A 20,241-nucleotide genomic window follows, 5' to 3' on the forward strand; every position below is an offset into this window, starting at 1 on the left:
GAATCCTCCGCGGCCTGCACGAGGCGACCGGCCGGAGGATGCTCGGCACCGGCGCGACAGGCGCCGGGCGAGCGCAGCTTATTCAGCCGCGGGTTCGGCTTCAGCAGCCGCCTTGGGCTTGGGCGCCACATAGATCACGCGGCGGGTCGGCACCTTCTCGCCCTTGACGACCTTGTCGACATTGCGCACGGCAAAGCGGCCCAGGCCTTCGATCTGCACGTTGTCTTCGGCCTCGGCGACCGCGCTGCGGACCTGAACCAGCGCAATGCGCAGCAGGCGCTCCAGCGCCTTGTCGGCCAGCTTGCCAACGGCGGCGGGGTTCTTTTCCTTGATCTGGGCAGCGAGTTCAGCGATTTTCATGAGGGTACTCCGTCAGTGGGTAGGGCAAGACAAGCGCCCTGCTGGTGCCACGCAGTGGCCGGGCGCGATCGAATTCGGGTTCGCATCATCCCATCGAAACGGGCAAAGCCAATCCCATGTTGTGGCAACTCGGCCGCTAACGCAGGGCCGTGCCGGCCGAGGTCCAGCGACTCAGCGCCGGGTGCAGCCGGATGGCGGCCGTCATCTGTGGCCGCCAGCGGGCTTCCAGCGCGTCGCGTTCGTAGTTGGCGCGGCGCTGCTTGTCCAGGTCCTCGAAGTCGAAGCCGCGGCTCTTGGATTCAAGGTGGATCAGGCTGATGGCCGGCGCGTACAGGATGCAGGCTGCCGCCGAGGCATCCTGCGCCCGCAGGCACCACTGCACGTCGTTGAAGGTCACGGTCAGCTGGGTTTCGTCGAAACCGCCCACGGCCTCAAAGGTTTCTCGGGTACAGCCGATGAATGCGCCGGTGACGGCCTGGACGCGGCGCGTGAGCTGGGTGTTGAGCAGGTTGTCGGGTGCGTCCACCGCGGCGCCCATGTGTTCGTGGGCGACAAAATCCTCGGTGCCGAAGACCACGCCGGCGTGCTGCAGCGTCATGTCCTCGTACAGCAGCCGGGCACCGACCGCGCGCACCTCGGGCCGCGACAGGTAGCCGCGCAGCAGGTCGTCCCAGTGCCGGGTGAGCATGCGGGTGTCGTTGTTCAGGAACAGCAGCAGCGGGCCGCGCGCGGCGGCGGCCATCTGGTTGTTCAGCCGGCTCCAGTTGAACGGCTCGTCAATGCGCAACACGCGCAACTCGCCAGCCGCTTCGGCCTGGGCCAGGTAGGCCAGCGTGTCCGGGTCGGTGCTGCCGTTGTCGGCGATCAGGATCTCTAGCGCGTCCGGGTGACGCGCGAAGCTGCGCAGGCTGTCGACGCAGTCGCGCACCAGCTCGCCGTAGTCGCGGGTCGGGATCAGCACGCTGATCACCGCCTGCGGCTGCGTGGCCTGCCAGTGCACCAGCGGCTTGGCGCCCGGGCGCTGGGCCGCCAGCAGCGGGTCGGGCAAGCGGGTCCAGTTGCGCTCGCGCCAGCCAGGCGGCAGCAGCGGTGCGAGCGCCTGCGGTGTGGCACGGGCGATCAGGCGCGTCAGGTCCGGGCTGCTGTCTTCGGCCCGGCCGGCCAGCGGGCGACTGAGCAGCGGCTGCGCAATGTGCACCATCGGTCCGGTCAAGGCGATGGCCCAGACCAGGCGCTCGCGTTCGGCCAGCGCCAGGCCGGCCTCGGGTTCGGCCACATCGCCGCCCGGCGCCTTGGCGACCGCGCCCAGCGCGGCTTCCAGCGCGTCGACGCGCACCGCGAAGCTGGTGCCCACGACATTGAGCTCCAGCATCGCATCCGGGTCGAATGGCGCGCGCAGGATGGGGTTGACATGCCGAGGCACGCGCCGCGGCAGGCGGCCGCCCAGGTATTCGAGCTGGTCCTCGTCCCAGTACAGCGCCAGCGCGTCGCTGCGCTGCACCGTCTGCACCAGCCATGGCAAGGCCTGGCTGTTCAGCAGTTCGCCCGCTTCCAGCAGGACCGCCCAATGGTCGGGTTCGGCGGCGCGGCGATGCAGCAGGCCACGCAAGGCTTCACCGTCCGGCACGCGCTGCAGCCGGCGGTCGGCGGCACCAAGCAGGGCCACGACCTGGTCGATCAGGCTGTCACCGCCCAGGATCCAGGCCTGCCAGTTCGGCCAGCCCTGGTTGCGCAGCGCGTCCACGCTCTGGCGCACGGCGATCGGGTCGTTGGCACTGGCGTCCAGCAGCACGGTGAAGGCAGTGCGCCAGCCGGGCTTGCGCCCACCGGGCTGCTCGGCAGCCACGCGCCAGGGCGGCGGCGGCACGCGGTGGGTGCGGCGGTAGAGGTCGTAGTGTTCCAGCGGGAAGGCGCTGTAGCTCAGCGCTTGCGGCACCATGCCGGCCAGCGTGTCGAGCCGGCGCTTGATCTCTTCGAGTTCCTTGGCCAGCAGTTCGCCCACGCTGAGCTGGTCGACAAAGCTGTTCTTGAACTTGTAGGGCAGACCGACCGGCACGCCGGTGCTGGCTTCGTGCAGGCGCAGCTCCAGCGGCCGGCCGGCCGGGTGGCTGCCCGGGTGCCAGCGCACGCGAAAGCCCACCATGCCGTCGCCGCCATGGTGCTGGTGGATGTCGGCGCGGTAGCTGTGGGCACTGCCGGCGGCAATGAGCTTGCCGTCCAGGCGGATCTCCAGCGGCAGCTGGCCTTGGCCACTGTGGCGGTCCATCAGCCAGCCGGCAATGAACTCGCGGTTGGCAAACTCGATCTTGCCGGTCAGGTCCCGGTGGCCAGCCTGGACCAGCAGCGCGAGGTCCTCCAGCGCCTGGGTGTGCAGCCCGCCATGGGCCAGCAGCATGTGCGGCGCCACCTGCGGCAACTGATAGAGCGCCAGCAGCAGCGCCGGCAGGCTGCGTGGCGCTGCGTCCGCCGCGGGCTCCAGGCCCAGGCGGTCCGCCAGCCAGGCCTCCAGCGCAGCCAGGGCCTCGGTCGACAACAAGCGGTGCGGCAGCGGGCGTTGTTGCACCAGCGCATGCAGCACCTGCTGGTTGACCTCGGCACTGGCTGCCATTTCTCGCACCAACCCGCGCAGCGGCCGCGTGCCGCCGCGCTTGATCAGCTGCGCTTCTGGATCGCGCCCGAGGAATGCGCGGTAGAGCTGGCGCAGGTCTTCGCCGGTGGCCAGGGCTTCGAGCGAGGGCGGCGGGCTGCCCGCAGCGGCGGAAGCCGGACTCGCAGCGTCTGGCAGCGGTGCAGCAGAGCTCAGGTCGGCAGGTCCCGGCTCATTCATAGCTGATCGATGAAGTGCAGGTACGCCGCGGCCGAGTGCTGCACCGAGCAGTGGTGCCGCATGTACTGCTCGGCCCGCCGGCCTCGGGCGGCCCGCAGCTCGGCGCTGTGCATCAGCATTTCCAGCGTGGCCGCCAGTTGGCGCGGCTCGCCGAGTTCCAGCGGCACTTTCAGCACCACGTCATCCGGAAATTCGGAGGACGGGCCGAAGTTGTGGACCACCGCCGGCAAGCCCAGCGCCAACGCACGCGCCAGCGTGCCGGAGCTTTCGCCGACCGTGGGGTGGCGCAGGTTGACCAGGCAGTCGGCAGCGACGATGTACTGGAAAAACGCCGATTCCGGCACATAGCCGGTGACGACGACACGCTCTTCGAGCCGGTGCTGCCGGATGACGGCGTCGATGTCGAAGCCGGCATTGCGTTCTCCGGCAATGACGAAAAAGAAGTTCAGGCCCTGATCACGCAGGCGGGCCAGCGCAGCCAGCGTGGCCTGGATCTGCTTGGGCGGCGTGATGAAGCCCAGCGAGAGCACCATGAAGCCTTGCCCGGGCAGCTGGAGCTGAGCCCGGGCCTGGGCGCGCTCCAGGCCTTCGACCTCGATCACCAGCGGCGAGAAGTGGTGCGGGATGACCAGCGTGCGGGCCTTCACCTCGTTTGGCAGCCGGTCATAAACCCAGTGGTTGTGCACGATCACACCGGTGGCCAGGTGCAGCAGGTGGCGGTTGACTGGCAGTGTCTGCTTCTGCGCCTCGGAGAACACGCCGATGCGGCGCAGGTCGGCCAGCACGGCGCCCGGTTCGCCGTATTCCTCGCGCAGCACATCGCGATAGCCCACGGCATCGCCGCGCGCCAGCGTCGCGTCCTCGACCAGGTAGTGCAGGTTGAAGTCGTGCTGGACCAGCACGCCGGGGCGCTTCTTGAAGGCTTCGTAGGCGAAGACGTGATCGCGGTTGTTGCCGATCTGGTAGACGTGCGGCAGCGCGGCCAGGCTGCTGTCGGCTTCGTATTCGGCTGGCGAGATCACGCGCAGCGCGTCGCCGCAATACGGCAGCTCGGCCTGCACTTCGGGTGTCAGGCCTTCCTCGTTGACCAGCACCACGCGGCGCTTCAGGCACAACGAAGGCAACAGCTCGGCGGTGTAGGCCGCGATGCCGGACTTGCGCGGCGGCAGCGGCGAGAACATGACCAGGGTGTCAGTCTGCGCGGTGGTCGGGGGGTTAGAGGACATCGTCCACTTTCTGCGGGCTGGCGCCAGGGAAACCAGGCGGATCGAAGGTGGTGGCGTTGGCATGGGCCAGCACCAGCGCGTTGACGTAGTCCGCCAGGTGGCGCTTCAGGTCCACCGTGGTGAACTGGTGCAGCGGCATCAGGACGTTGCGCAGGTCGGCGAGATCGCCTTCCAGCCGGCCGATCTGCGGCACGCTGGCCTGAGGCGCAGCAGCGTCAGGCGCGCCAGCCGGGGACACCACGCCGCCCTGCTGCTCCAGCATGTGCAGCCGCCGGCCCAGCCTGAGCACCTCGTGCCGCAGCCAGGCCCGCTCGGGATCATCGCCACCCGCGAGCGCCGCCGGCGCCACCCGCGCTTCGGGCGATTCCCCGATGGCCGCCCCGGTCACCACCTGGCGCAGCGCAGCCACGTCGGCTTCGGCTTGGGCAATGCGGGAGTCCATCTGCGCAAGCGAAGCCATGGCCGTTTCGACCACCAGCTGGACTGCCTCCGAAATGCCTTCCAGCGTGATGCGCGACACCGCTTCGCGCAGGTCGCGCGCGTCGTGGATGACATGCAGCAACTGCAGCTTCTGCGTCACGCGCAGGTAGGTGCTCAGGTCGTTGTTGGCCGGGTCGTAAGGCAGGTCCGGCGGCAGGTCGTCTTCCAGCTCGGTGCCGATGCGCTTGGCACTGGTGGACAAAGCCAGTTCGCGCAGCACCCGCGGGCGGGCCTCGGGCTGGGTGACCAGCAGGTAGTGGTAGTGGCGAAAGCCGCCCTCGTCCGGCCACTGGTGCTGGATCGCCAGGTAGGCATTGATGATGAAGCCGTTGATGTCGCCGTGAAGCAGCTCACTCAAGGTGAAGCGCTTCACGCGTTCCGGCAAGCGTTGTGGTTTCAAAGCCAGGATCCTGTGCAAGCGTGTTGCCGTTGCCGGCCGGCGGGCCCGGCAGGTCGGCACAGGCGAAGGGCCAGCCTCAGCTGGTACGGCCGTACGTATCTTCGAAGCGCACGATGTCGTCTTCGCCCAGATAGCTGCCGGACTGGACCTCGATGATTTCCAGATCGACCTTGCCAGGGTTGGCCAGCCGGTGCACCTCACCCAAGGGGATGTAGGTGCTTTGATTCTCTGTCAGCAACACTTTTTTGTCACCGCAGGTAACTTCTGCTGTGCCGGTCACGACGATCCAGTGCTCGGCGCGGTGGTGGTGCATCTGCAGGCTCAGCGAAGCGCCCGGGTGCACCATGATGCGCTTGACCTGGAAACGGCCGCCGTTGTCGATGCTGTCGTACCAGCCCCAGGGCCGGTGCACCTTGCGGTGCAGCGTGTGCTCGCCGCGGCCTTTTTCGGTCAGCCTGTTGACGATGCGCTTGACGTCCTGGCTGCGCGAGCGGTCGGCCACCAGCACGGCGTCCGGCGTCTCGACGACGACGATGTTGGACAGGCCCACGGTGCTGACCAGCCGGCTGGTGGCATGCACCAGCGTGTTGCGGGTATCTTCCAGCATCACGTCGCCGGTGGTGGTGTTGCCGGCCGCGTCCTTGGTACCGGCCTGCCAGACGGCGTCCCAGGCACCCAGGTCGTTCCAGCCGGCGTCGAGTGCGACCATGCGGATGTCGAACTCGCTGCCCGGGCATTGCTCCATCACCGCATAGTCGACCGATTCGGACGGCACGTGGGCGAACTCTGCCTTGCCGGGGCGCACAAAACAGGCGTCGTGCTGGCGCACGGCCCAGGCGGCGCGGGTGGTCGTGGCGATGTCGGGGCGGAACTTGTCCAGCGCCTTCATCCAGGTCGAGGCGCGCAACACGAACATGCCGCTGTTCCAGGTGTAGTCGCCTTCGGCCAGGTAGCGGCGGGCGGTTTCCTCGTCCGGCTTCTCGACGAAACGCGCCACCTTGTGCAGGCCATCGGCACACGCCTCGGCGCGAATGTAGCCATAGCCGGTTTCAGGCCGGTCCGGCGTGATGCCCAGGATGACGATGGCGCCATCGGCCGCAGCGCGCACCGCGTCTTGCAGTGCAACGGTGAAGGCGGCGCCATCGGCCACGGTCTGGTCGGCCGGCGTGACAACCAGAACCGGGTCGACGCCCCCTTCCAGTGCCTGCAGCGCACCCAGCGTCAACGCGGGTGCGGTGTTGCGGCCAGACGGTTCCAGCAGCACGGCGGTCGGCTCGTGGCCGATCTCACGCAATTGCTCCAGCGTCAGGAAACGGTGCTCGGCGTTGCCGACCACCACCAGCGGCGCCACGGCGATGTCATCTGCTGCCAGGCCGGCCAGGCGCTGCGCCGCTTGCTGGAAAAGACTGTCGTCTCCCGAGAGCACCAGAAACTGCTTGGGAAAGCCTGCTCGCGACAGCGGCCACAGCCGCGTGCCGCTGCCGCCAGCCATGATCACGGGCAGGACAGGAATGGGAGATGACATGAAAAAACTCGCTGTGGATTTATGTACACGGCCGGCATGGGCTCGCACGACCTGGCCGGCAGCACGCCGGCGGGAGAAAACTATCGAACAAATCAAAGCCGCGCGCCATCCCTTTGGACGCTGAATAACAGCCGATGTTGTCGAGTATGGCGCAGACTTGACCATACCATGAGGCCCCCTCGCATCCGCAGCGAGCCCCTGCCCTGCCGCGCTTGGGCCGCGCAACTTCGTGGACACCAGCCCACAAGAAGGGACAGCGACGGGCAGCGGTCGCGAGCATCCGTCCTGTCCTGTTCTGTTCGCAAGCGCGCGTTTTTCACGGAACCTGCCTGCAGCGGCCAGCACATGCCTGCCGCAGGGGAAGCCACACGCCCACCCGCGGCTCGCTCACGTATAGTCACCATGTGGCCCCTGCCGGCGGTCCGCGTGTCAATCTCTTGTTGCAGCTGAATTCTCCATGTCCGACATCATTTTGCACATCGGCCTGAACAAGACGGGCACCTCGTCGATTCAGGATTTCATGAACATGAATGCGGCCAAGCTGCTGCGTCATGGCATGTGCTATCCGACCACCGGCCGCGATGGCACGGCCCATCACGCGCTGTCACGCTGGATCAAGGTCAACAAGGACGATCCGGCGGCGCTTGAGAGCGAAATGGTGAAGTCGCTTCGCAAGGAAATCGAGGGCACCAGAATCACCGTGCTGTCGTCAGAAGATTTCCATACCTTGACGGACCGTGGCGTGGAAATGATGAAGGAGATCCTGAAGGATCATCGCGTGAAGGTCGTTGTGTACCTGCGCGAGCATTTGAATTACCTGGCGAGCTGGTATCAGCAGAACGTGCAGGGTACTCATCTTTCATGCGCCTTTGACACCTTCTGCTATTTCAACAAAAAACCCTTGCACGCCATCGTCGAACGTTGGGCCGCGGTTTTTGGAAAGCAGCATGTTTCGGTGCGCGTCTATGACCGTGCGCAATTGCTGGGCGGTGACATCGTCCAGGACTTTCTCGAACAAGTTAATCCACGGCTGGACGTCGCGAAATTGAAGAGAAAGCCGTATGAAAGCAATCCGTCGGTCTCCGGCAACCTGCTGTTTGCCAAGCGCCTGATCAACAACTTCTGCGACAAGTCGCAGGCTGCCTCGTATGTCCACGAGGTGTCGGCGCTGTCCAAGCTGAAGCCCACTTTTGCTGGCCACATGCTGGTCGCAGGTGATGTGGTCGACGCGGTGGTGCAGAGCTACAAGCAGGACCGCCGGATCCTGGCGCACAAATACGGTGCAAAGATTCCCGAACTCAGCGGCGTGCGCGCAGGCCATGCCACCCCGGACCTGGACGCTTTCGCCGAAGACTGGGCCTTGATCATGCATACCGCGGAAGTTCGCGGCTTCGGCTTTGCCACGGCCGCCAGGGTGCTGTCCAAGGGTGTGGCGCTGAAGGCGCCCATGCATGTGCCAGGACTCAGCCATCCCGGCAGCCTGCACGCACCCAATCCGATGTCCCTGTCCTGAGTCCCCATGGCTGACGTTTATTTGCACATTGGCCTGAACAAGACCGGCACCTCGTCGATCCAGGATTTCTTCTTCCTCAACATCGAGGCCATGGCGCAGGAGGGCATCTGCTATCCGCGCGCAGGCCTGGATGGCGCCGCCCATCACGCGCTGTCTTATTGGCTGGGCACACCTGAGCCGGACCGAAACTTCGAGCAATCGCCCATGGTGCTGGCGATGCGCAAGGAGATCGCAGGCGCCAGCAAGGTGGTCATTTCTTCCGAGGACCTGCATACCCATGGCGCGCGGGGAGCGCGCATCCTCAAACGCCTGTTTGCGGGTCATCAGGTCAAAGTGGTGTTCTATGTGCGCGAACACCTGAGCTACCTGGCAAGCTGGTACCAACAGAATGTGCAGGCCTCGCACTTGTCATGCAGCTTTGATACGTTTTGCCACTTGACGCGAAAGCCGCTGCACACGCTGGCCGACGCCTGGACCGAGTCCATGGGTCGCGAGAACATGTTCTTGCGCCTCTATGACCGAAAGGCCCTCACCGGTGGTGATGTATTGCTGGATTTCGTGCGAATCGTCGGCGTGCCGGGCGATCTCGAACGCTTCCAGCGCAAGCGTTATGAAAACAACCCGTCCGTCACCGGCAATCTGCTGTTCATCAAGCGCCTGCTGAACAATCTGCTGGACAAGGCCACGGCCTCCAACATGGTCAACGAGACCACCGAACTGGCCAAGCTCAAGCCGGAATTTCTCGGCGCGATGCAGGTCGATGCCCCGCTGGTGGCCTATGTGGCGGGCATGTACAAGGGGGATCGCAAAGTCCTGCTGGACCGATATGGCGTCGAGATTCCAGAGCGCAGCGGCGCCATGGCGGGCTCGCTTTTTCCCGATTTCGCCACCCTGCGGGAAGATTACGACCTGATCCTCGACACCGCCGCGGCGCGCGACTACGACATCGCCAAGGCGATGCGCATGATCACGCTGGGTGATTTGAGCTACCTGAACGGCAAGCACTGAGCGCTGCGAAGCAGCATTTCCCGCTGCGGTGCTCCATGCAGCCGCCTGTCACCCTGGTGCGGTTCAAAATCACAAGCTGTGGTATGGCCAGCCAAATTGCTGCCATATGCCACGAAATCGTGTCAAGCCCCGTTTTGTCCTTTGTTCAAGGACTGATAAGCTGACACTTTTAACGTTAACGCCTGCGCGTGGCCGGGTACCAGGCACCCGCTGCGCCAGACTTGCTGCGAAGCCACCACCGGTCAGAAGGTGAGAGCGCGACGCACATCGTGTGAATCAAGGGACGTAGGAATGAGGACTTTGCAGGACATCCGCGCCTGGGCTGTTCATGCGCAGCCGGTATTTATTTGCGGGCTGGAGCGCTCGGGCACTTCGATCTTGCAGGTGTCGTTTTCGCGTCATCCGCAACTGTTCCCGGTGAAGGATGTCTACGAGACCTTCATCTTCGCGAATCCGCGCTCGGCACTGGAAGTGCGTGCACCGGCGATGACCAAAGCCTATCTCCAGGGCGATGAACATGCCAAGCGCTTCCGCGAACTGTGCGCCGGTTTGCGCGTGGGCAACGCGGAGTTGTCCGAGGCGGACATCATCCGGGCCTTCTTCTGGTACTGCGCCCACCAGGTCTACCCGGGGCGGCAGCCGCTGGAAAAGACGCCTTCCCACGTCAGAAGGCTGGCCCGGATGCTGGAGATCTTCCCGAGAGCTCGGGTGATTGTCTGCACGCGCGACCCAGTGGACGTCGTGGCCAGCTATCGCAAGCGCCTGAAAAAGGAACAGTCCCTCGGCCGCTCGCGCGATGAGTGGGGCTGGCTGGACCGAACGGCCGAACAATTGCTGGCCCATTTCCACACCGTGTCCGAACACATCAGTGCCGCCCGGCAGCGCTGGCCCGAACAAGTGTTTGTGGCACCTTATGCCTGGATCACCAACGATCCGGAAACCGCCATGCGGCGGCTTTGCGAGTTCGCCGGCCTGCCTTTTGTGGACGCAGTCCTGAAGCCCCAGGAGGTACCGGACCGCAAGGTGGACGAAATGCTCTCCAGGCCCATCTCCAAGCGGGCTTCAGAAAGCGATCAATTTGTCGATGCACAAACGCAGGCCATGATTCGGCAGCAGATGGCAAAACAGATGCCGCTGTGGGACACACCTGGCACAAGCACCGGGATTGCCGCCCCTGGCGCGATAATTGCAGGAGGCGGTTAACGCGCTATGTGAGCTGTTTGCGCCATGATCCTCTCCCTGAATCGTCGTTTCGTCTTTGTCCACGTCCACAAGTGTGCGGGCACCAGCATCGAGGTAGCCCTGGCGCCGCTGTTGGCAGCCAATGACCTGATCATTGGCTCCACCTCAGAAGGGGAAAAGCACAAGAAGCTGCTTGGGGAAATGGTAGGGCTTCACAAGCACTCGGGCGCGGCAGCAGCGCGCGCGCTGATCGGTGCCGAGCGCTGGAAGAACTTCTACACCTTCGGCTTCGTCCGCCATCCGATCGATCGCTTGTATTCGCTCTACACCTATGCGCTGGGCCAGCTTGAACGCAAGCCGATGACCCTGACCGAGGCCGAGGCCTACGCACTCAACGGCGCGTTGCCAGACCGTCCGCCGTATTGCTTCAAGGCCGCTCAGGCTGCCTTCGCCAGCAAAAATTTCGACGCGTTCCTGCGCGATCCTCGCTGTTGGCAGGACGACGGCGCCAAACCGCAGTGGCAGAGCCTGTGCGACGAGCACGGCCAGCGCCTGGTCAAGTTCGTGGGCCATGTCGAGCGCATCGACAAGGACTGGCAAAAGGTTCAGAACCGCATGGGCATCACGGCGCCCATCGGTGTCCAGAACAAGAGCCTGGGCACGGGCCAGGAAGCGGCCCCGCAACCGATCAAGGTCGCCGCGCCGCGCCGCGGCTGGCATGAGGACGACCTCTCGTCGCTGGCCTGGGCCATGATCAAGCGCCACTGCCTGCGGGATTTCCGGATCTTCGGCTACACCCTGCCTGCGCCCCTGCAACGCCACGTTGACCGCAAGTCTGCCGTGCAGCAGGAAGCGGCTGCTGCCCTGCAATCCGCGCAATTGCTCATCAGTACGTCCACCGAAATTGCTGCCCCCATCGCCGCGTCTGTGGTTTGATGAGTCATGGCCGTCTACTCAGCCAAGCGCAACTACCTTTTTCTCGCCAGCCCGCAAACCGGCAGCAAGGCCATCGCCAAGACCTTGCTGGAGAAGCTCGACGGTCAACAAATCCCCTCGCAAGGCATTTTGCGCAACGGCAAGATCGTGTTGAGCAAGCATCACACGACGACCAAGATGCTGATCCACCACAAGCTGCTGACCGAGTCGCAAGTGCAGCAGGCCTTCAAGTTTTGCGGCGTACGCAATCCGTTCGACCTGCTGGTCAGCCGTTACGAGAAACTGCGCGGCCGGCACACCGAAGCCAGCAAGATTTCGGGCCACATCCGCAAGAACACCCGTGCCCGCGAGGTTGTCGGTCTTGCAGCCGAGCTGGCCTTCCCTGAATGGGTGCGCCAAGCACACGAACAATACCTGGCGGCGGACAAGCCCGTCATGGGGCCGATGGTCTTCGTCGACAGCGTCGATCATGTGATCCGCTTCGAGGCCCTGACCCAGGGCTTTCAAGAGGCATTGGCGCGACTCGGCATCACGGAGGACATCCCGGTGGCCGAGCACAACGTCACTGCGCAAAGACTCGACGGCGGCCAGAAGCGCGACTACCGAAGCTACTATGACGATGCAACGGTGGCGTTGGTGCAAAAGCTGTATGCGCCGGTGATCGAACGCTTCGGTTACGGGTTCGACCCCAACTGAGCCACCGGCAGCGGACACGCTGCCGCCGCCATTTCTGCCGCAGCGCCCAGCTGCGGCCCCGCCCTCTCTGCACGCCGCCTTTTTTCATGCGCACCTGCTACCTTCACATTGGCATGCCCAAGACCGGCACGATGTCGATCCAGGCCTCGCTGGGCCGGGCGACTTCGCTGGGTGACAAGTTCAAGTACATCGTGCTGGACAAGCAGGTCAACTGCAGTGCCGCCTTGCTGGAGATCTTTGCCGGTGAAGTCACCCAGCGTGAGCAGGAACTGCGGACCGGCTGGACGCCCGAGCAGGGGCTCGCCAACAGGAACCGTTTGCTGGCTCAACTGCACAGCAGCTTCGATGACCAGCACGAGGTGTTCATCCTGTCAGGCGAGCGACTGCACAACCTGACGGTGCCTCAGCTGCAGGAGCTGCGCAAGGCGCTGTCTCGGCATGTCGACCAGGTCAAGGTCCTTGCCTATGTGCGCGGCGCGGCCAGCTGGATCGAAAGCGCTTTCCAGCAGCGCCTGAAGACCGGCTCGCCGGCCAACTTCAACAACCTGCGCAACGTGCTGCCGAAGTACCAAGCCAAGTTCCTGCGCTTCGACCGGGCCTTTGACCGCGAAAACGTGGTGCTGTGGCCGTTCAATCCGGCAGAATTTCCGGGCAAGGACGTGGTGCTGGACTTCTGCCACCGCCTGGCCATTCCGTTCGACGCCTCGCGGGTCATCATCGACAACGAGGGCGTGTCGGTCGATGGTCTGGCCTTGCTCTACCTGTATCGCCGACTGGCCAAGCAGGGCAAGCTGAGCCCGCAGGACAAGCTGGACGTTCGCCTGCTGACACGGCAGTTGCGAGACATCGAGGGCGACAAGATGCGCCTGGCGCCCTCGGTGCTGAAACCCTACCTGGAACTCACCGCGGCCGACATGGCCTGGATGGAAGAGCGTCTGGGCAGCTCGATCTCGGCACTGCCGCCCGAACGGCCAGGCGCGCTGCGCACCGAAGCCGACCTGCTGCAGCTCACGCCGCGCGCGCTGATCTGGCTGCAGCGCACGCTGGGTGATGCCTTGCCCGACTCGCCCACCCACGAGCAGGTGGTCGTAGCAATGGACATCTGGCTGGCCGGACTGCGCAGCAAGGCTGCCAGGGCGGGTGCCGCCGGTGGCCAACCCGCGGCCAAGACGGCTCGCGCCAACCGCCTTGCTGCCGCACGCGCCACGCCCAAGGCCTGAACTCGCCCCCGTCGACGAAAAAGGCCGGCATCACTGCCGGCCCTTTTCATGTCCAGCGGCCAGGCCGCTTCAAGCTCACTGCTTGACGGCTTCGACCTGGATCACGACGCGAACGGCGTCGGGGAAGCCGTAGTTCAGGCCGTAGTTGACGCCGAACTGGCTGCGAGTGACCGTGGTCTCGAAGTCACCGCCGCACACTTCGCGCTTGTTCATCGGGTTGACGTAGCAGTTGAAGTTGGTGGCCTTCAGCGTGACCGGGTTGGTCTTGCCCAGCAGCGTCAGCGAGCCGCCGATTTCGGTGACCTTGTCACCAGCGAAGGTGAACTTGTCGCCGACGAACTTGGCGGTCGGGAAGGCTTCGGCGTTGAAGATCTCGGCGCTCTTCAGGTGCTTGTTGAAGGCCTCGAAGCCGGAGTTGACCGAGCTCATGTCGATGGTCAGGTCGACCTTGCCGGTCTTGGCTGCCTTGTCCAGCGTGACCGAGCCCTCCTTCTTGTCGAAGCGGGCGCGGTTGGTCGAGGTGCCGAAGTGGGTGATCTCGAAGGTTGCGTAGGTGTGCGCGGGGTCGATCGCGTAGGTGGCCGATTCGGCTTGGGCAGCGGTGGAGGCCAGCAGGGCGATGGCGGCAGCGATCAGGGCGGTTTTCATTCGGAAACTCCGTGGGATGACAGGTGAGGGAAAAGGATGGTGGCGGGCGCCAGGCTCACAACGGCGCAACGCCGGTGACCGCCAGCTTGAACTTCACGACCACGTCGTTGGCGACCATGGACGTGTCCGCCCATTCGCCTTCGCCGATCTTGAAGTCCAGGCGCTTGATGGTGAAACTGCCGGCGGCCGTGGTGGTGGCGCCGGCCTGGGTCAGGGTGACGGGCACGACCACGTCATGCACGGCACCCTTGATGCTCAGCTTGCCGGTGACTTCGACCTTGCCCGGGCCGGCGGCCTTGATGGCGCTGGACTGGAATGTGGCTTGCGGGAACTTGGGCACGTTGAACCAGGCAGCCTTGGGCACTTCGGCATCGGTCTCGGCGGCGCCGAAAGTGGCGCTGCCGGTGTCGATCGTGAAGCTGACCTTGCCGGTCTCGGGCTTCTTCGGATCAAAGGCGATCTGCGCGTCCCACTTCTTGAACTTGCCGTCCACCGGCACGCCCATCTGGCGCGAGGTGAAGCTGATGTCGCTCTGGGCCGGGACGATCTTCTGGTCGGCCAGCGCGGCGCCAGCGCCCAGCACGAGCAGGCCGGCAGCCAGGGTCTTGAAGAACTTGGAGGAGACGGAGGCGGTGTTCATGATGCTTGGTGAGGTCCGGAGTCTTGCGAAGTGCCGCGATTGGACGGCGCAACAGAGAGTCTTGGTTGGCATGAGGGCTTTCAGCCGCGGCCGGGGCGCATGCGGTTGATCAACCCGTCGCGGTCGATGAACTGGTGCTTCAGCGCGGCGGCAATGTGCAGCCCGGCCAGCACGATCAGCGCCCAGGCCAGCGCGCCATGCCAGGGCTCGATCATCTCGGCCAGCGCCTTGTCCTTGGGCACGAAATCCGGCAGCTGCAGCACGCCGAACCAGACGATGGGGAAACCCGCCGCCGAGCTGTAGGCCCAGCCGACCAGCGGCACCGCGAAGAACAGCGCATACATCAGCCAGTGGGTCAGGTGCGCCACCGTCAGCTGCCACTGGGGCGCTGGCAAGTCGGCGGGCGGCCGGTGCGTGGCACGCCACAGCAGGCGCAGGATGGACAGCGCGAGGATGGTCATGCCGGCCCACTTGTGCCAGTTGAACAGCTTCAGCCGGGTCATGGAGAACGGCAGGTCGGCCATGTAGAAACCCACGCCGAACACGCCAAGAATCAACAGCGCCAGCAGCCAGTGAAGGCCGATGGCCACACCGCTGTAGCGTTCTGACTGATTGAATGATGACCGGGTCATGTTGCTCTCTCTGTCGGCCCGGTGCGGGCCATGTGGCGTGATGCAAGGACTGCAGTGTCCGCAGCGCGAGCCACGGCGCGGTTCAGGCCGATTGAAGGCAGCACTTCAGTTTTTCTGAATGACGATTCGTTACCAACTTCATCGCCAGCCTTCTCAAAGCCTGGTTTTCAGACGGGCGGATCGAACCGCGCCGCATGTTCGGGCGAAACCAGCAAGGTCGCCAGTGGCTCCGCCAGCCGCTCGGCCTGGTCCGCAGGCAGCAAGCGGTGGCGCAGCGCGAAGTCCAGCGTGCACAAGGCCGCGTCCACCGTCATCTCGCCATTTGCGGCCCGGGCCAGGGCCTCGGCCACCGACATCAGGCTGAACTCGGCCACCTCGCCGTCCTGGTTCCGCGGCTGCAGGCCACGCGGCATTGCAAGATCGTAGACATGCAGCCATTCGACCTGCCGGCCCTCGGGCAGGTCGCAGTCCAGCGCCAGCACCCGACCAGGGCGCAGCACCGCCATCTGCGCCGGCAACAAGCCTGCTTCTTCCCAAGCTTCGCGCAGCAAGGCCTCGCGTGGCGTCTGGCCCAGCGGCACGCCGCCACCGATCAGGTTGTCCAACATGCCGGGGTCGGTGGCCTTGTCGAAAGAGCGGCGGGCGATCCACAGCTGCGCCGGCCGGCCGGTGGCATCGGCCACGAAACCATTGCAATGCGCACCAAAGGTCCGCGTGCCCCAGAAGCGCGCCGAGGCACGTTCGATGGTCGCGCAAAGCCTGTCCTCGTCGTCGAGCAGCGGATACGGCTCGTCGCGCCAGGCGCGGATCAGGCCTTGCGCCCGCAGTGCATGGTTGACCTCGGCCAGCACCACGCTGAGCGCTTCGGCCGGTGCGGTCAGCGCCACGCCTTGCGCGTCCACCTGCAGCCACTGCGGCCAGGCAGCGAGCGCGGCAAGGTCCGCTTGCGCGACCGATCCGGCCACCACGCCATCCACCCACAACGGCGCCCGCGGCCGGCCTGTCCGGGCGCGCGCTTGGGCGATGCAGGTCCAGTCGGCGGACCACCAACGGGCAGCAGCAGGGGCGGTGTGCTTGGGCATGTGGCGGCGATCTTAGACTGCCTCGCCAGGCAACCGGCATCGCCATCCGGCTCCTGCCTGGCCCAATCCGAATGGGAGTGGCGCGACAAGCATGGCCTGTGTCAGAGTCGCCCCGCTGCCCCATCCATTTGCCCCACCCCACAGCCCACCGGAGCCCGACCGTGACCACTGCCTCGCCCCCATCGCCCCAGGCCTGCGCCGCGTTGCGCAAGGCCTTGCTGCACCTGCACCGCACGCTGGTCGAGCAAGAGCGCATTGCCTACGAAAAGCGCCACGGCCGGCAGTCCGCCGGCGAGTTCCTGCAGGTGATGGCCTATGCCGACGAGATGCGCTGGCTGGAACCGCTGAGCCGCTTGATCGTGATGTTGGACGAGGCGATGGATGCCGACGGCGACGCCGCGCTGGCGCCGCAGGCCGTGGCCGAGCGTGCACGTGCACTGCTGCGACTGGACCGCGACAGCAGCGACGCTTTCGCAACCCGCTACGCCATGTATTTCGATGCATCGCCGGACCTCGCCCACGCACATGCCGCTGCACTGGCGGCCTTGAAAGTCCAGGACTAGACCCGCTCGACCTGGCGCTGATTCAAACGCTGCCGCAGGCGCGCCCACCAACCCGCCGGTCGCTCGAAAGCCGCCTTGCACGGCCAGCACAACCAGACCTCGGTGCCCTGCCCGGCCTCGCTGCGGATGTGCAAACGCCCGCCGGATTTCTCGGCCCGCTCGCGCATGCCGACCAGTCCCCAATGGCCGGGCCGGCTGCCGCGGCCGAGCGTGTCGGCGTCCAGGCCTTTGCCGTCGTCACGCACGCGCAGGTGGAGGTGGCGCAGGTCGTGGCGCAGCTCAAGCTGCACCGTCCTGGCCTGGGCATGGCGGAAGGCATTGGTAAGCGCCTCTCGGCCCGCCATGAAAGCCTCGCCCAGCATCTCGGGGCGCAGCGCCGGCAAGGCCTCGTCGGCCTGCACCTCGAAGCGCACGGCGCTGGCCGCACTGGCCGCCGCCAGGTCTTCGCCAACGGCCGTCAGCGCGCACACCAGGTCCTGTTCGGACGGGTCCGGGTTGCGCAGGTCGTGCACCCGGTCGCGCGCCTCGGCAACGACAAGGTCGGCGCGGTCCAGGATGGTTTCCATCTCCTGGCGCCGCGGGTCGGTGCGCGGCAGCTTGCCGGCCGCGAGCTGGAAGCTCAGCACCAGGCCTTGGGTGCCTTGCAGCAAGGTGTCGTGCAGCTCGCGGGCAATGCGCTCGCGCTCGCGCAACCGCTCCTCGAAACGCATGCGGACCCGGCGCGTCAGCGTGCCCAGCCGCAGGCGGTACAGGCTCCAGGCCATCAGTGCCACGGCCAGTGCACACAGCGCCATGAACCAACCGGTCTGCCAGAAGCTGGGCGGGATCTCGAAGCTGACGGTGGCATCCGTCGCAGCCGGCACGCCGTCCTCGTTGGTCGCGGCCACGTGGAACTGGTAGCGGCCGGGCTGCAGGTTGGTGTAGAAGGCCTGGCGCCTCGCACCGGCGACCTGCCAGTCGGCGTCCACGCCGTCGAGCCGGTAGCGGAAGCGCACCAGCTCGGGCACGCTGAGGCTGGTGGCCGTGTAGTCGATCTGCAGCGTGTGCGTACCGGCGGCCAGGGACAGCTTGGCTTGCAGCGCCTGCGTCTGGCCGTCGGCCGCCAGCGCCAGCACATGCACCTGCGGCGCCACGCGGTTGCGCGGGATGTGGCGCGGCTCGATCCAGAACAGCCCGCTGGTGGTCGCAAACCAGAGTCGGCCGTCCGGCGTTTCGGCGGCCGTGGGCATGGGCCGCAGGTTCTCCGGCAGACCTTCGACACCGGCATGCGCGCCGAAGGTCTCGGCTTCCAGCGCAACACTGCCGCCGCCCGCGGCCACACGCCTCAGTGCGTCAGCCGACACGCGCATCACACCCGAAGCAGCGTTCAGCCACAGCTCACCATCGGCGCTGTGCACCAGGCCCGAGACGCCCGCAATGGGCTCGCCGCTGGCGCTGGTGACCATGCGGAAACGCCCTGCCTGGTACAGCGCCAGGCCGGTTGCGCCGGCCACCCAGGTGCCCGGGCCATCCTGCAAAAAGGCCAGCACGTTGCCGACCGCCAGACCGTCGGCCGCGCCCCAGCGCCGCACGCGGCCGCCCTGCAGCTGCGCCACCTCGCTGCCGGGATAGCCCAGCCACAGGCCCTGCCCTTCGTCGGACGCCAGCGACAGCGGCGGCTGGTCCGGCAGCCCGGCCAGCCCGCCATTGCGCAGCCATCGGCCGTCCTTCCGGCGGTACAGCCCGCTCAGCGCGGCCGAGACCCAGAAGCCACCATCGCGGTCCTCGGCCATGGCCTGGACTTCGTAGTTCTCACCCGCGGCCAGGAAGGGCTCGCGCTCGTAGCCACGCGGGCCGCTGCGATGCAACTCGCCGTCGCCGCCCACCCACAGCGTGCCGTCTCGGGCGCGGTAGAGGCTGGTGATGAAGTTGTCGTCGGCCTTGCCAAACGGCTCGCGGAGGGTGCCGGCCGCGCCGGTGCTGAACAGGCCCGAGGCGTGTGTGCCGGCCATCAGGCGGCCATCCGGGCCGGTCGCGATGGCCACGTCCGCCAGCGGCATGCCATCGGCCAGCGCGCGCTTGAACTTGTGCGGGCGGAAGCGGTCCAGCCCGCCATTGGTGCCAATCCACAGGTTGCCTTCGCGGTCCTCGAAGAAGCTGAGGAACTGGCTGCCGCTCAGCTCGCGGTCGCGCGGCCATCGCTTCAGCGCCAGCGGGCCCGGCGTGCCGTCGCCCGCACAGGCGGCGCATGGCAGGCGCAGCAGGCGGCCGTCGCTGTGGCCCCAGAGCACGCTGTCGCCGTCCAGGAAGCGCAGCACCGAGGTCGCCTGCCGGCCACTGCCCAGGCGCGCCAGCGAGCGCTGCGCAATGCCGCGTGGTGGGCCGCTCAACGCGGCCACGCCCATGTCGTCGGCAATCCATGCGGCGCCGGTCTTGTCCAGCAGCAGGTTGCCGCTGACTTCGCTGGCCGCTCGCTGCTTGACGAAGGCGTTGGCGCCGGGTTCGAGGGAAAACACCCCGGCCTCCGAGGCCACGGCCCAGAGTCGGCCCTCGCCATCAGCCAGGAAGGCACGGAAGCCCAGCACCTGCAAGGTCGCGCCGTTGGCCGCCTTCACTTCGTGCCAGCGTTCACCGTCCAGGTAGAACACGCCAAAGCTGGTGGCGGCCCAGATGCGGCCGCGTGGATCCGTGGCGAGGCCGAAGATCGAATGCGCAGGCAGCCCGGAGGCCGGGCCGTATTGCTTCAGTTGGCCATCGCGAATGGCATAGACGTTGCCGAAGCGTGTGCCAGCCCACAGTTCGCCCGAAGGCAGGGCCAGCAGGTTCATCACGTCGGCGTCCGGCAGCGCCTGGCCACCGGGCGCGCGGTACGGCAGGAAGCGCTGGCCGTCGAAGCGGAACAGGCCTTCGGAGGTGCCCAGCCAGAGGAAACCGTCGGGTGTCTGGGCCAGCGCATTGACGTTGCCCGGCGCCCCCTGGCGCGGCGTGTACATCGTGTGGCCGAGGTCGTCGAAACCGGCAGTGTCTGCCGGCTGGGCCTGCACGACGCAGGCCACACAGGCGAGCAGCCAGGCCAGGCACAACAGCGCAAATCGGGCAGTCGCACGGCGGCCGGGCGACCGCAGCAAGACCAACAACATGGGAGGCGCGGCAACGGCAGGGTGACGGTCCGCGGCCAGGGCCACGGGAGGCAGCCGGCAGCATAGTCAAACCCACGCGCAGCGAGCGTCGCGCCCCCCACCTGCAGCAGGCCCACATCGCCCAAACGGGAGAGGCTCAACCCCTCCCTTCGGCTGTCACTGTTGCGCCCCGGCGACCGCGCTT

At 66.3% G+C, this 20,241-nt stretch carries 17 protein-coding genes; 7 read left to right on the forward strand and 10 right to left on the reverse strand.

Features of this window, described 5'->3' with window-relative positions:
- Positions 1-78: 78 nt before the first annotated feature.
- From LRH25_RS04775 to LRH25_RS04795, 5 genes are all read right to left on the reverse strand, one after another.
- Complete coding sequence (locus LRH25_RS04775) at positions 79-360, reverse strand: HU family DNA-binding protein (RefSeq protein WP_141291881.1); 282 nt, start codon at positions 358-360, stop codon at positions 79-81.
- Positions 361-496: 136 nt separating this feature from the next.
- Positions 497-3,187, reverse strand: coding sequence for a glycosyltransferase (locus LRH25_RS04780; RefSeq protein ID WP_231010274.1), 2,691 nt, complete (start codon positions 3,185-3,187; stop codon positions 497-499).
- The gene (locus LRH25_RS04785) at positions 3,184-4,413 is read right to left on the reverse strand and encodes a glycosyltransferase family 4 protein (protein WP_170200777.1); all 1,230 of its coding nucleotides are present in this window, start codon (positions 4,411-4,413) and stop codon (positions 3,184-3,186) included. The genes LRH25_RS04780 and LRH25_RS04785 overlap by 4 nt, the downstream gene beginning before the upstream one ends.
- Entirely contained in the window at positions 4,403-5,293 is an 891-nt protein-coding gene (locus LRH25_RS04790) for a hypothetical protein (RefSeq protein ID WP_141286257.1), read from the reverse strand. The genes LRH25_RS04785 and LRH25_RS04790 overlap by 11 nt, the downstream gene beginning before the upstream one ends.
- A 76-nt stretch (positions 5,294-5,369) precedes the next feature.
- Complete coding sequence (locus LRH25_RS04795; RefSeq protein ID WP_231010275.1) at positions 5,370-6,818, reverse strand: mannose-1-phosphate guanylyltransferase/mannose-6-phosphate isomerase; 1,449 nt, start codon at positions 6,816-6,818, stop codon at positions 5,370-5,372.
- A 457-nt stretch (positions 6,819-7,275) separates the two neighbouring features.
- On the opposite strand from LRH25_RS04795, the gene LRH25_RS04800 reads away from it, so the two are divergent.
- The 6 genes from LRH25_RS04800 (at position 7,276) to LRH25_RS04825 (ending at position 13,373) form a co-directional block, all read left to right on the forward strand.
- Positions 7,276-8,331 (forward strand): sulfotransferase domain-containing protein, encoded by a 1,056-nt coding sequence (locus LRH25_RS04800; RefSeq protein WP_141286259.1) that lies wholly within the window; start codon positions 7,276-7,278, stop codon positions 8,329-8,331.
- Positions 8,332-8,337: 6 nt separating this feature from the next.
- Positions 8,338-9,339 carry a hypothetical protein gene (locus LRH25_RS04805; protein WP_231010276.1) on the forward strand — a complete coding sequence of 334 codons (1,002 nt, stop codon included), beginning with the start codon at positions 8,338-8,340 and terminating at the stop codon, positions 9,337-9,339.
- Positions 9,340-9,639: 300 nt separating this feature from the next.
- Positions 9,640-10,542, forward strand: coding sequence for a sulfotransferase family protein (locus tag LRH25_RS04810; RefSeq protein ID WP_170200779.1), 903 nt, complete (start codon positions 9,640-9,642; stop codon positions 10,540-10,542).
- A gap of 24 nt (positions 10,543-10,566) precedes the next feature.
- Entirely contained in the window at positions 10,567-11,457 is an 891-nt protein-coding gene (locus LRH25_RS04815; RefSeq protein ID WP_141286265.1) for a sulfotransferase family 2 domain-containing protein, read from the forward strand.
- Positions 11,458-11,463: 6 nt separating this feature from the next.
- Positions 11,464-12,153, forward strand: a complete 690-nt coding sequence (locus LRH25_RS04820) for a sulfotransferase family 2 domain-containing protein (RefSeq protein WP_141286267.1) — start codon at positions 11,464-11,466, stop codon at positions 12,151-12,153.
- Positions 12,154-12,239: 86 nt separating this feature from the next.
- Positions 12,240-13,373: a hypothetical protein gene (locus tag LRH25_RS04825; protein WP_141286269.1), complete on the forward strand. Its 1,134-nt coding sequence runs from the start codon at positions 12,240-12,242 to the stop codon at positions 13,371-13,373.
- A gap of 75 nt (positions 13,374-13,448) precedes the next feature.
- Here LRH25_RS04825 and LRH25_RS04830 read toward each other — a convergent pair whose 3' ends face one another.
- The 4 genes from LRH25_RS04830 to LRH25_RS04845 form a co-directional block, all read right to left on the reverse strand.
- Positions 13,449-14,021: a YceI family protein gene (locus LRH25_RS04830; protein WP_141286271.1), complete on the reverse strand. Its 573-nt coding sequence runs from the start codon at positions 14,019-14,021 to the stop codon at positions 13,449-13,451.
- Between the two features lie 55 nt (positions 14,022-14,076).
- Complete coding sequence (locus LRH25_RS04835; protein ID WP_141286273.1) at positions 14,077-14,661, reverse strand: YceI family protein; 585 nt, start codon at positions 14,659-14,661, stop codon at positions 14,077-14,079.
- Positions 14,662-14,741: 80 nt separating this feature from the next.
- Positions 14,742-15,293 (reverse strand): cytochrome b, encoded by a 552-nt coding sequence (locus tag LRH25_RS04840; protein WP_141286275.1) that lies wholly within the window; start codon positions 15,291-15,293, stop codon positions 14,742-14,744.
- Between the two features lie 167 nt (positions 15,294-15,460).
- Positions 15,461-16,375 (reverse strand): NUDIX hydrolase, encoded by a 915-nt coding sequence (locus tag LRH25_RS04845; RefSeq protein ID WP_141286277.1) that lies wholly within the window; start codon positions 16,373-16,375, stop codon positions 15,461-15,463.
- Positions 16,376-16,536: 161 nt separating this feature from the next.
- On the opposite strand from LRH25_RS04845, the gene LRH25_RS04850 reads away from it, so the two are divergent.
- Positions 16,537-16,938: a hypothetical protein gene (locus tag LRH25_RS04850; RefSeq protein ID WP_231010277.1), complete on the forward strand. Its 402-nt coding sequence runs from the start codon at positions 16,537-16,539 to the stop codon at positions 16,936-16,938.
- Here the strand turns inward: LRH25_RS04850 and LRH25_RS04855 are convergent.
- Positions 16,935-20,057, reverse strand: coding sequence for a sensor histidine kinase (locus LRH25_RS04855; protein WP_231010278.1), 3,123 nt, complete (start codon positions 20,055-20,057; stop codon positions 16,935-16,937). The genes LRH25_RS04850 and LRH25_RS04855 overlap by 4 nt on opposite strands.
- Between the last annotated feature and the right edge of the window lie 184 nt (positions 20,058-20,241).

This window comes from Ideonella azotifigens (assembly GCF_021043325.1).
Classification (GTDB): Bacteria; Pseudomonadota; Gammaproteobacteria; order Burkholderiales; family Burkholderiaceae_C; genus Ideonella; species Ideonella azotifigens.

Coding starts and splice junctions, on each gene's coding strand:
- LRH25_RS04775 (WP_141291881.1), bottom strand. CDS start 360: ATGAAAATCGCTGAACTCGCTGCCCAGATCAAGGAAAAGAACCCCGCC.
- LRH25_RS04820 (WP_141286267.1), top strand. CDS start 11,464: ATGGCCGTCTACTCAGCCAAGCGCAACTACCTTTTTCTCGCCAGCCCG.
- LRH25_RS04780 (WP_231010274.1), bottom strand. CDS start 3,187: ATGAATGAGCCGGGACCTGCCGACCTGAGCTCTGCTGCACCGCTGCCA.
- LRH25_RS04840 (WP_141286275.1), bottom strand. CDS start 15,293: ATGACCCGGTCATCATTCAATCAGTCAGAACGCTACAGCGGTGTGGCC.
- LRH25_RS04785 (WP_170200777.1), bottom strand. CDS start 4,413: ATGTCCTCTAACCCCCCGACCACCGCGCAGACTGACACCCTGGTCATG.
- LRH25_RS04845 (WP_141286277.1), bottom strand. CDS start 16,375: ATGCCCAAGCACACCGCCCCTGCTGCTGCCCGTTGGTGGTCCGCCGAC.
- LRH25_RS04825 (WP_141286269.1), top strand. CDS start 12,240: ATGCGCACCTGCTACCTTCACATTGGCATGCCCAAGACCGGCACGATG.
- LRH25_RS04805 (WP_231010276.1), top strand. CDS start 8,338: ATGGCTGACGTTTATTTGCACATTGGCCTGAACAAGACCGGCACCTCG.
- LRH25_RS04835 (WP_141286273.1), bottom strand. CDS start 14,661: ATGAACACCGCCTCCGTCTCCTCCAAGTTCTTCAAGACCCTGGCTGCC.
- LRH25_RS04795 (WP_231010275.1), bottom strand. CDS start 6,818: ATGTCATCTCCCATTCCTGTCCTGCCCGTGATCATGGCTGGCGGCAGC.
- LRH25_RS04815 (WP_141286265.1), top strand. CDS start 10,567: ATGATCCTCTCCCTGAATCGTCGTTTCGTCTTTGTCCACGTCCACAAG.
- LRH25_RS04800 (WP_141286259.1), top strand. CDS start 7,276: ATGTCCGACATCATTTTGCACATCGGCCTGAACAAGACGGGCACCTCG.
- LRH25_RS04855 (WP_231010278.1), bottom strand. CDS start 20,057: ATGTTGTTGGTCTTGCTGCGGTCGCCCGGCCGCCGTGCGACTGCCCGA.
- LRH25_RS04830 (WP_141286271.1), bottom strand. CDS start 14,021: ATGAAAACCGCCCTGATCGCTGCCGCCATCGCCCTGCTGGCCTCCACC.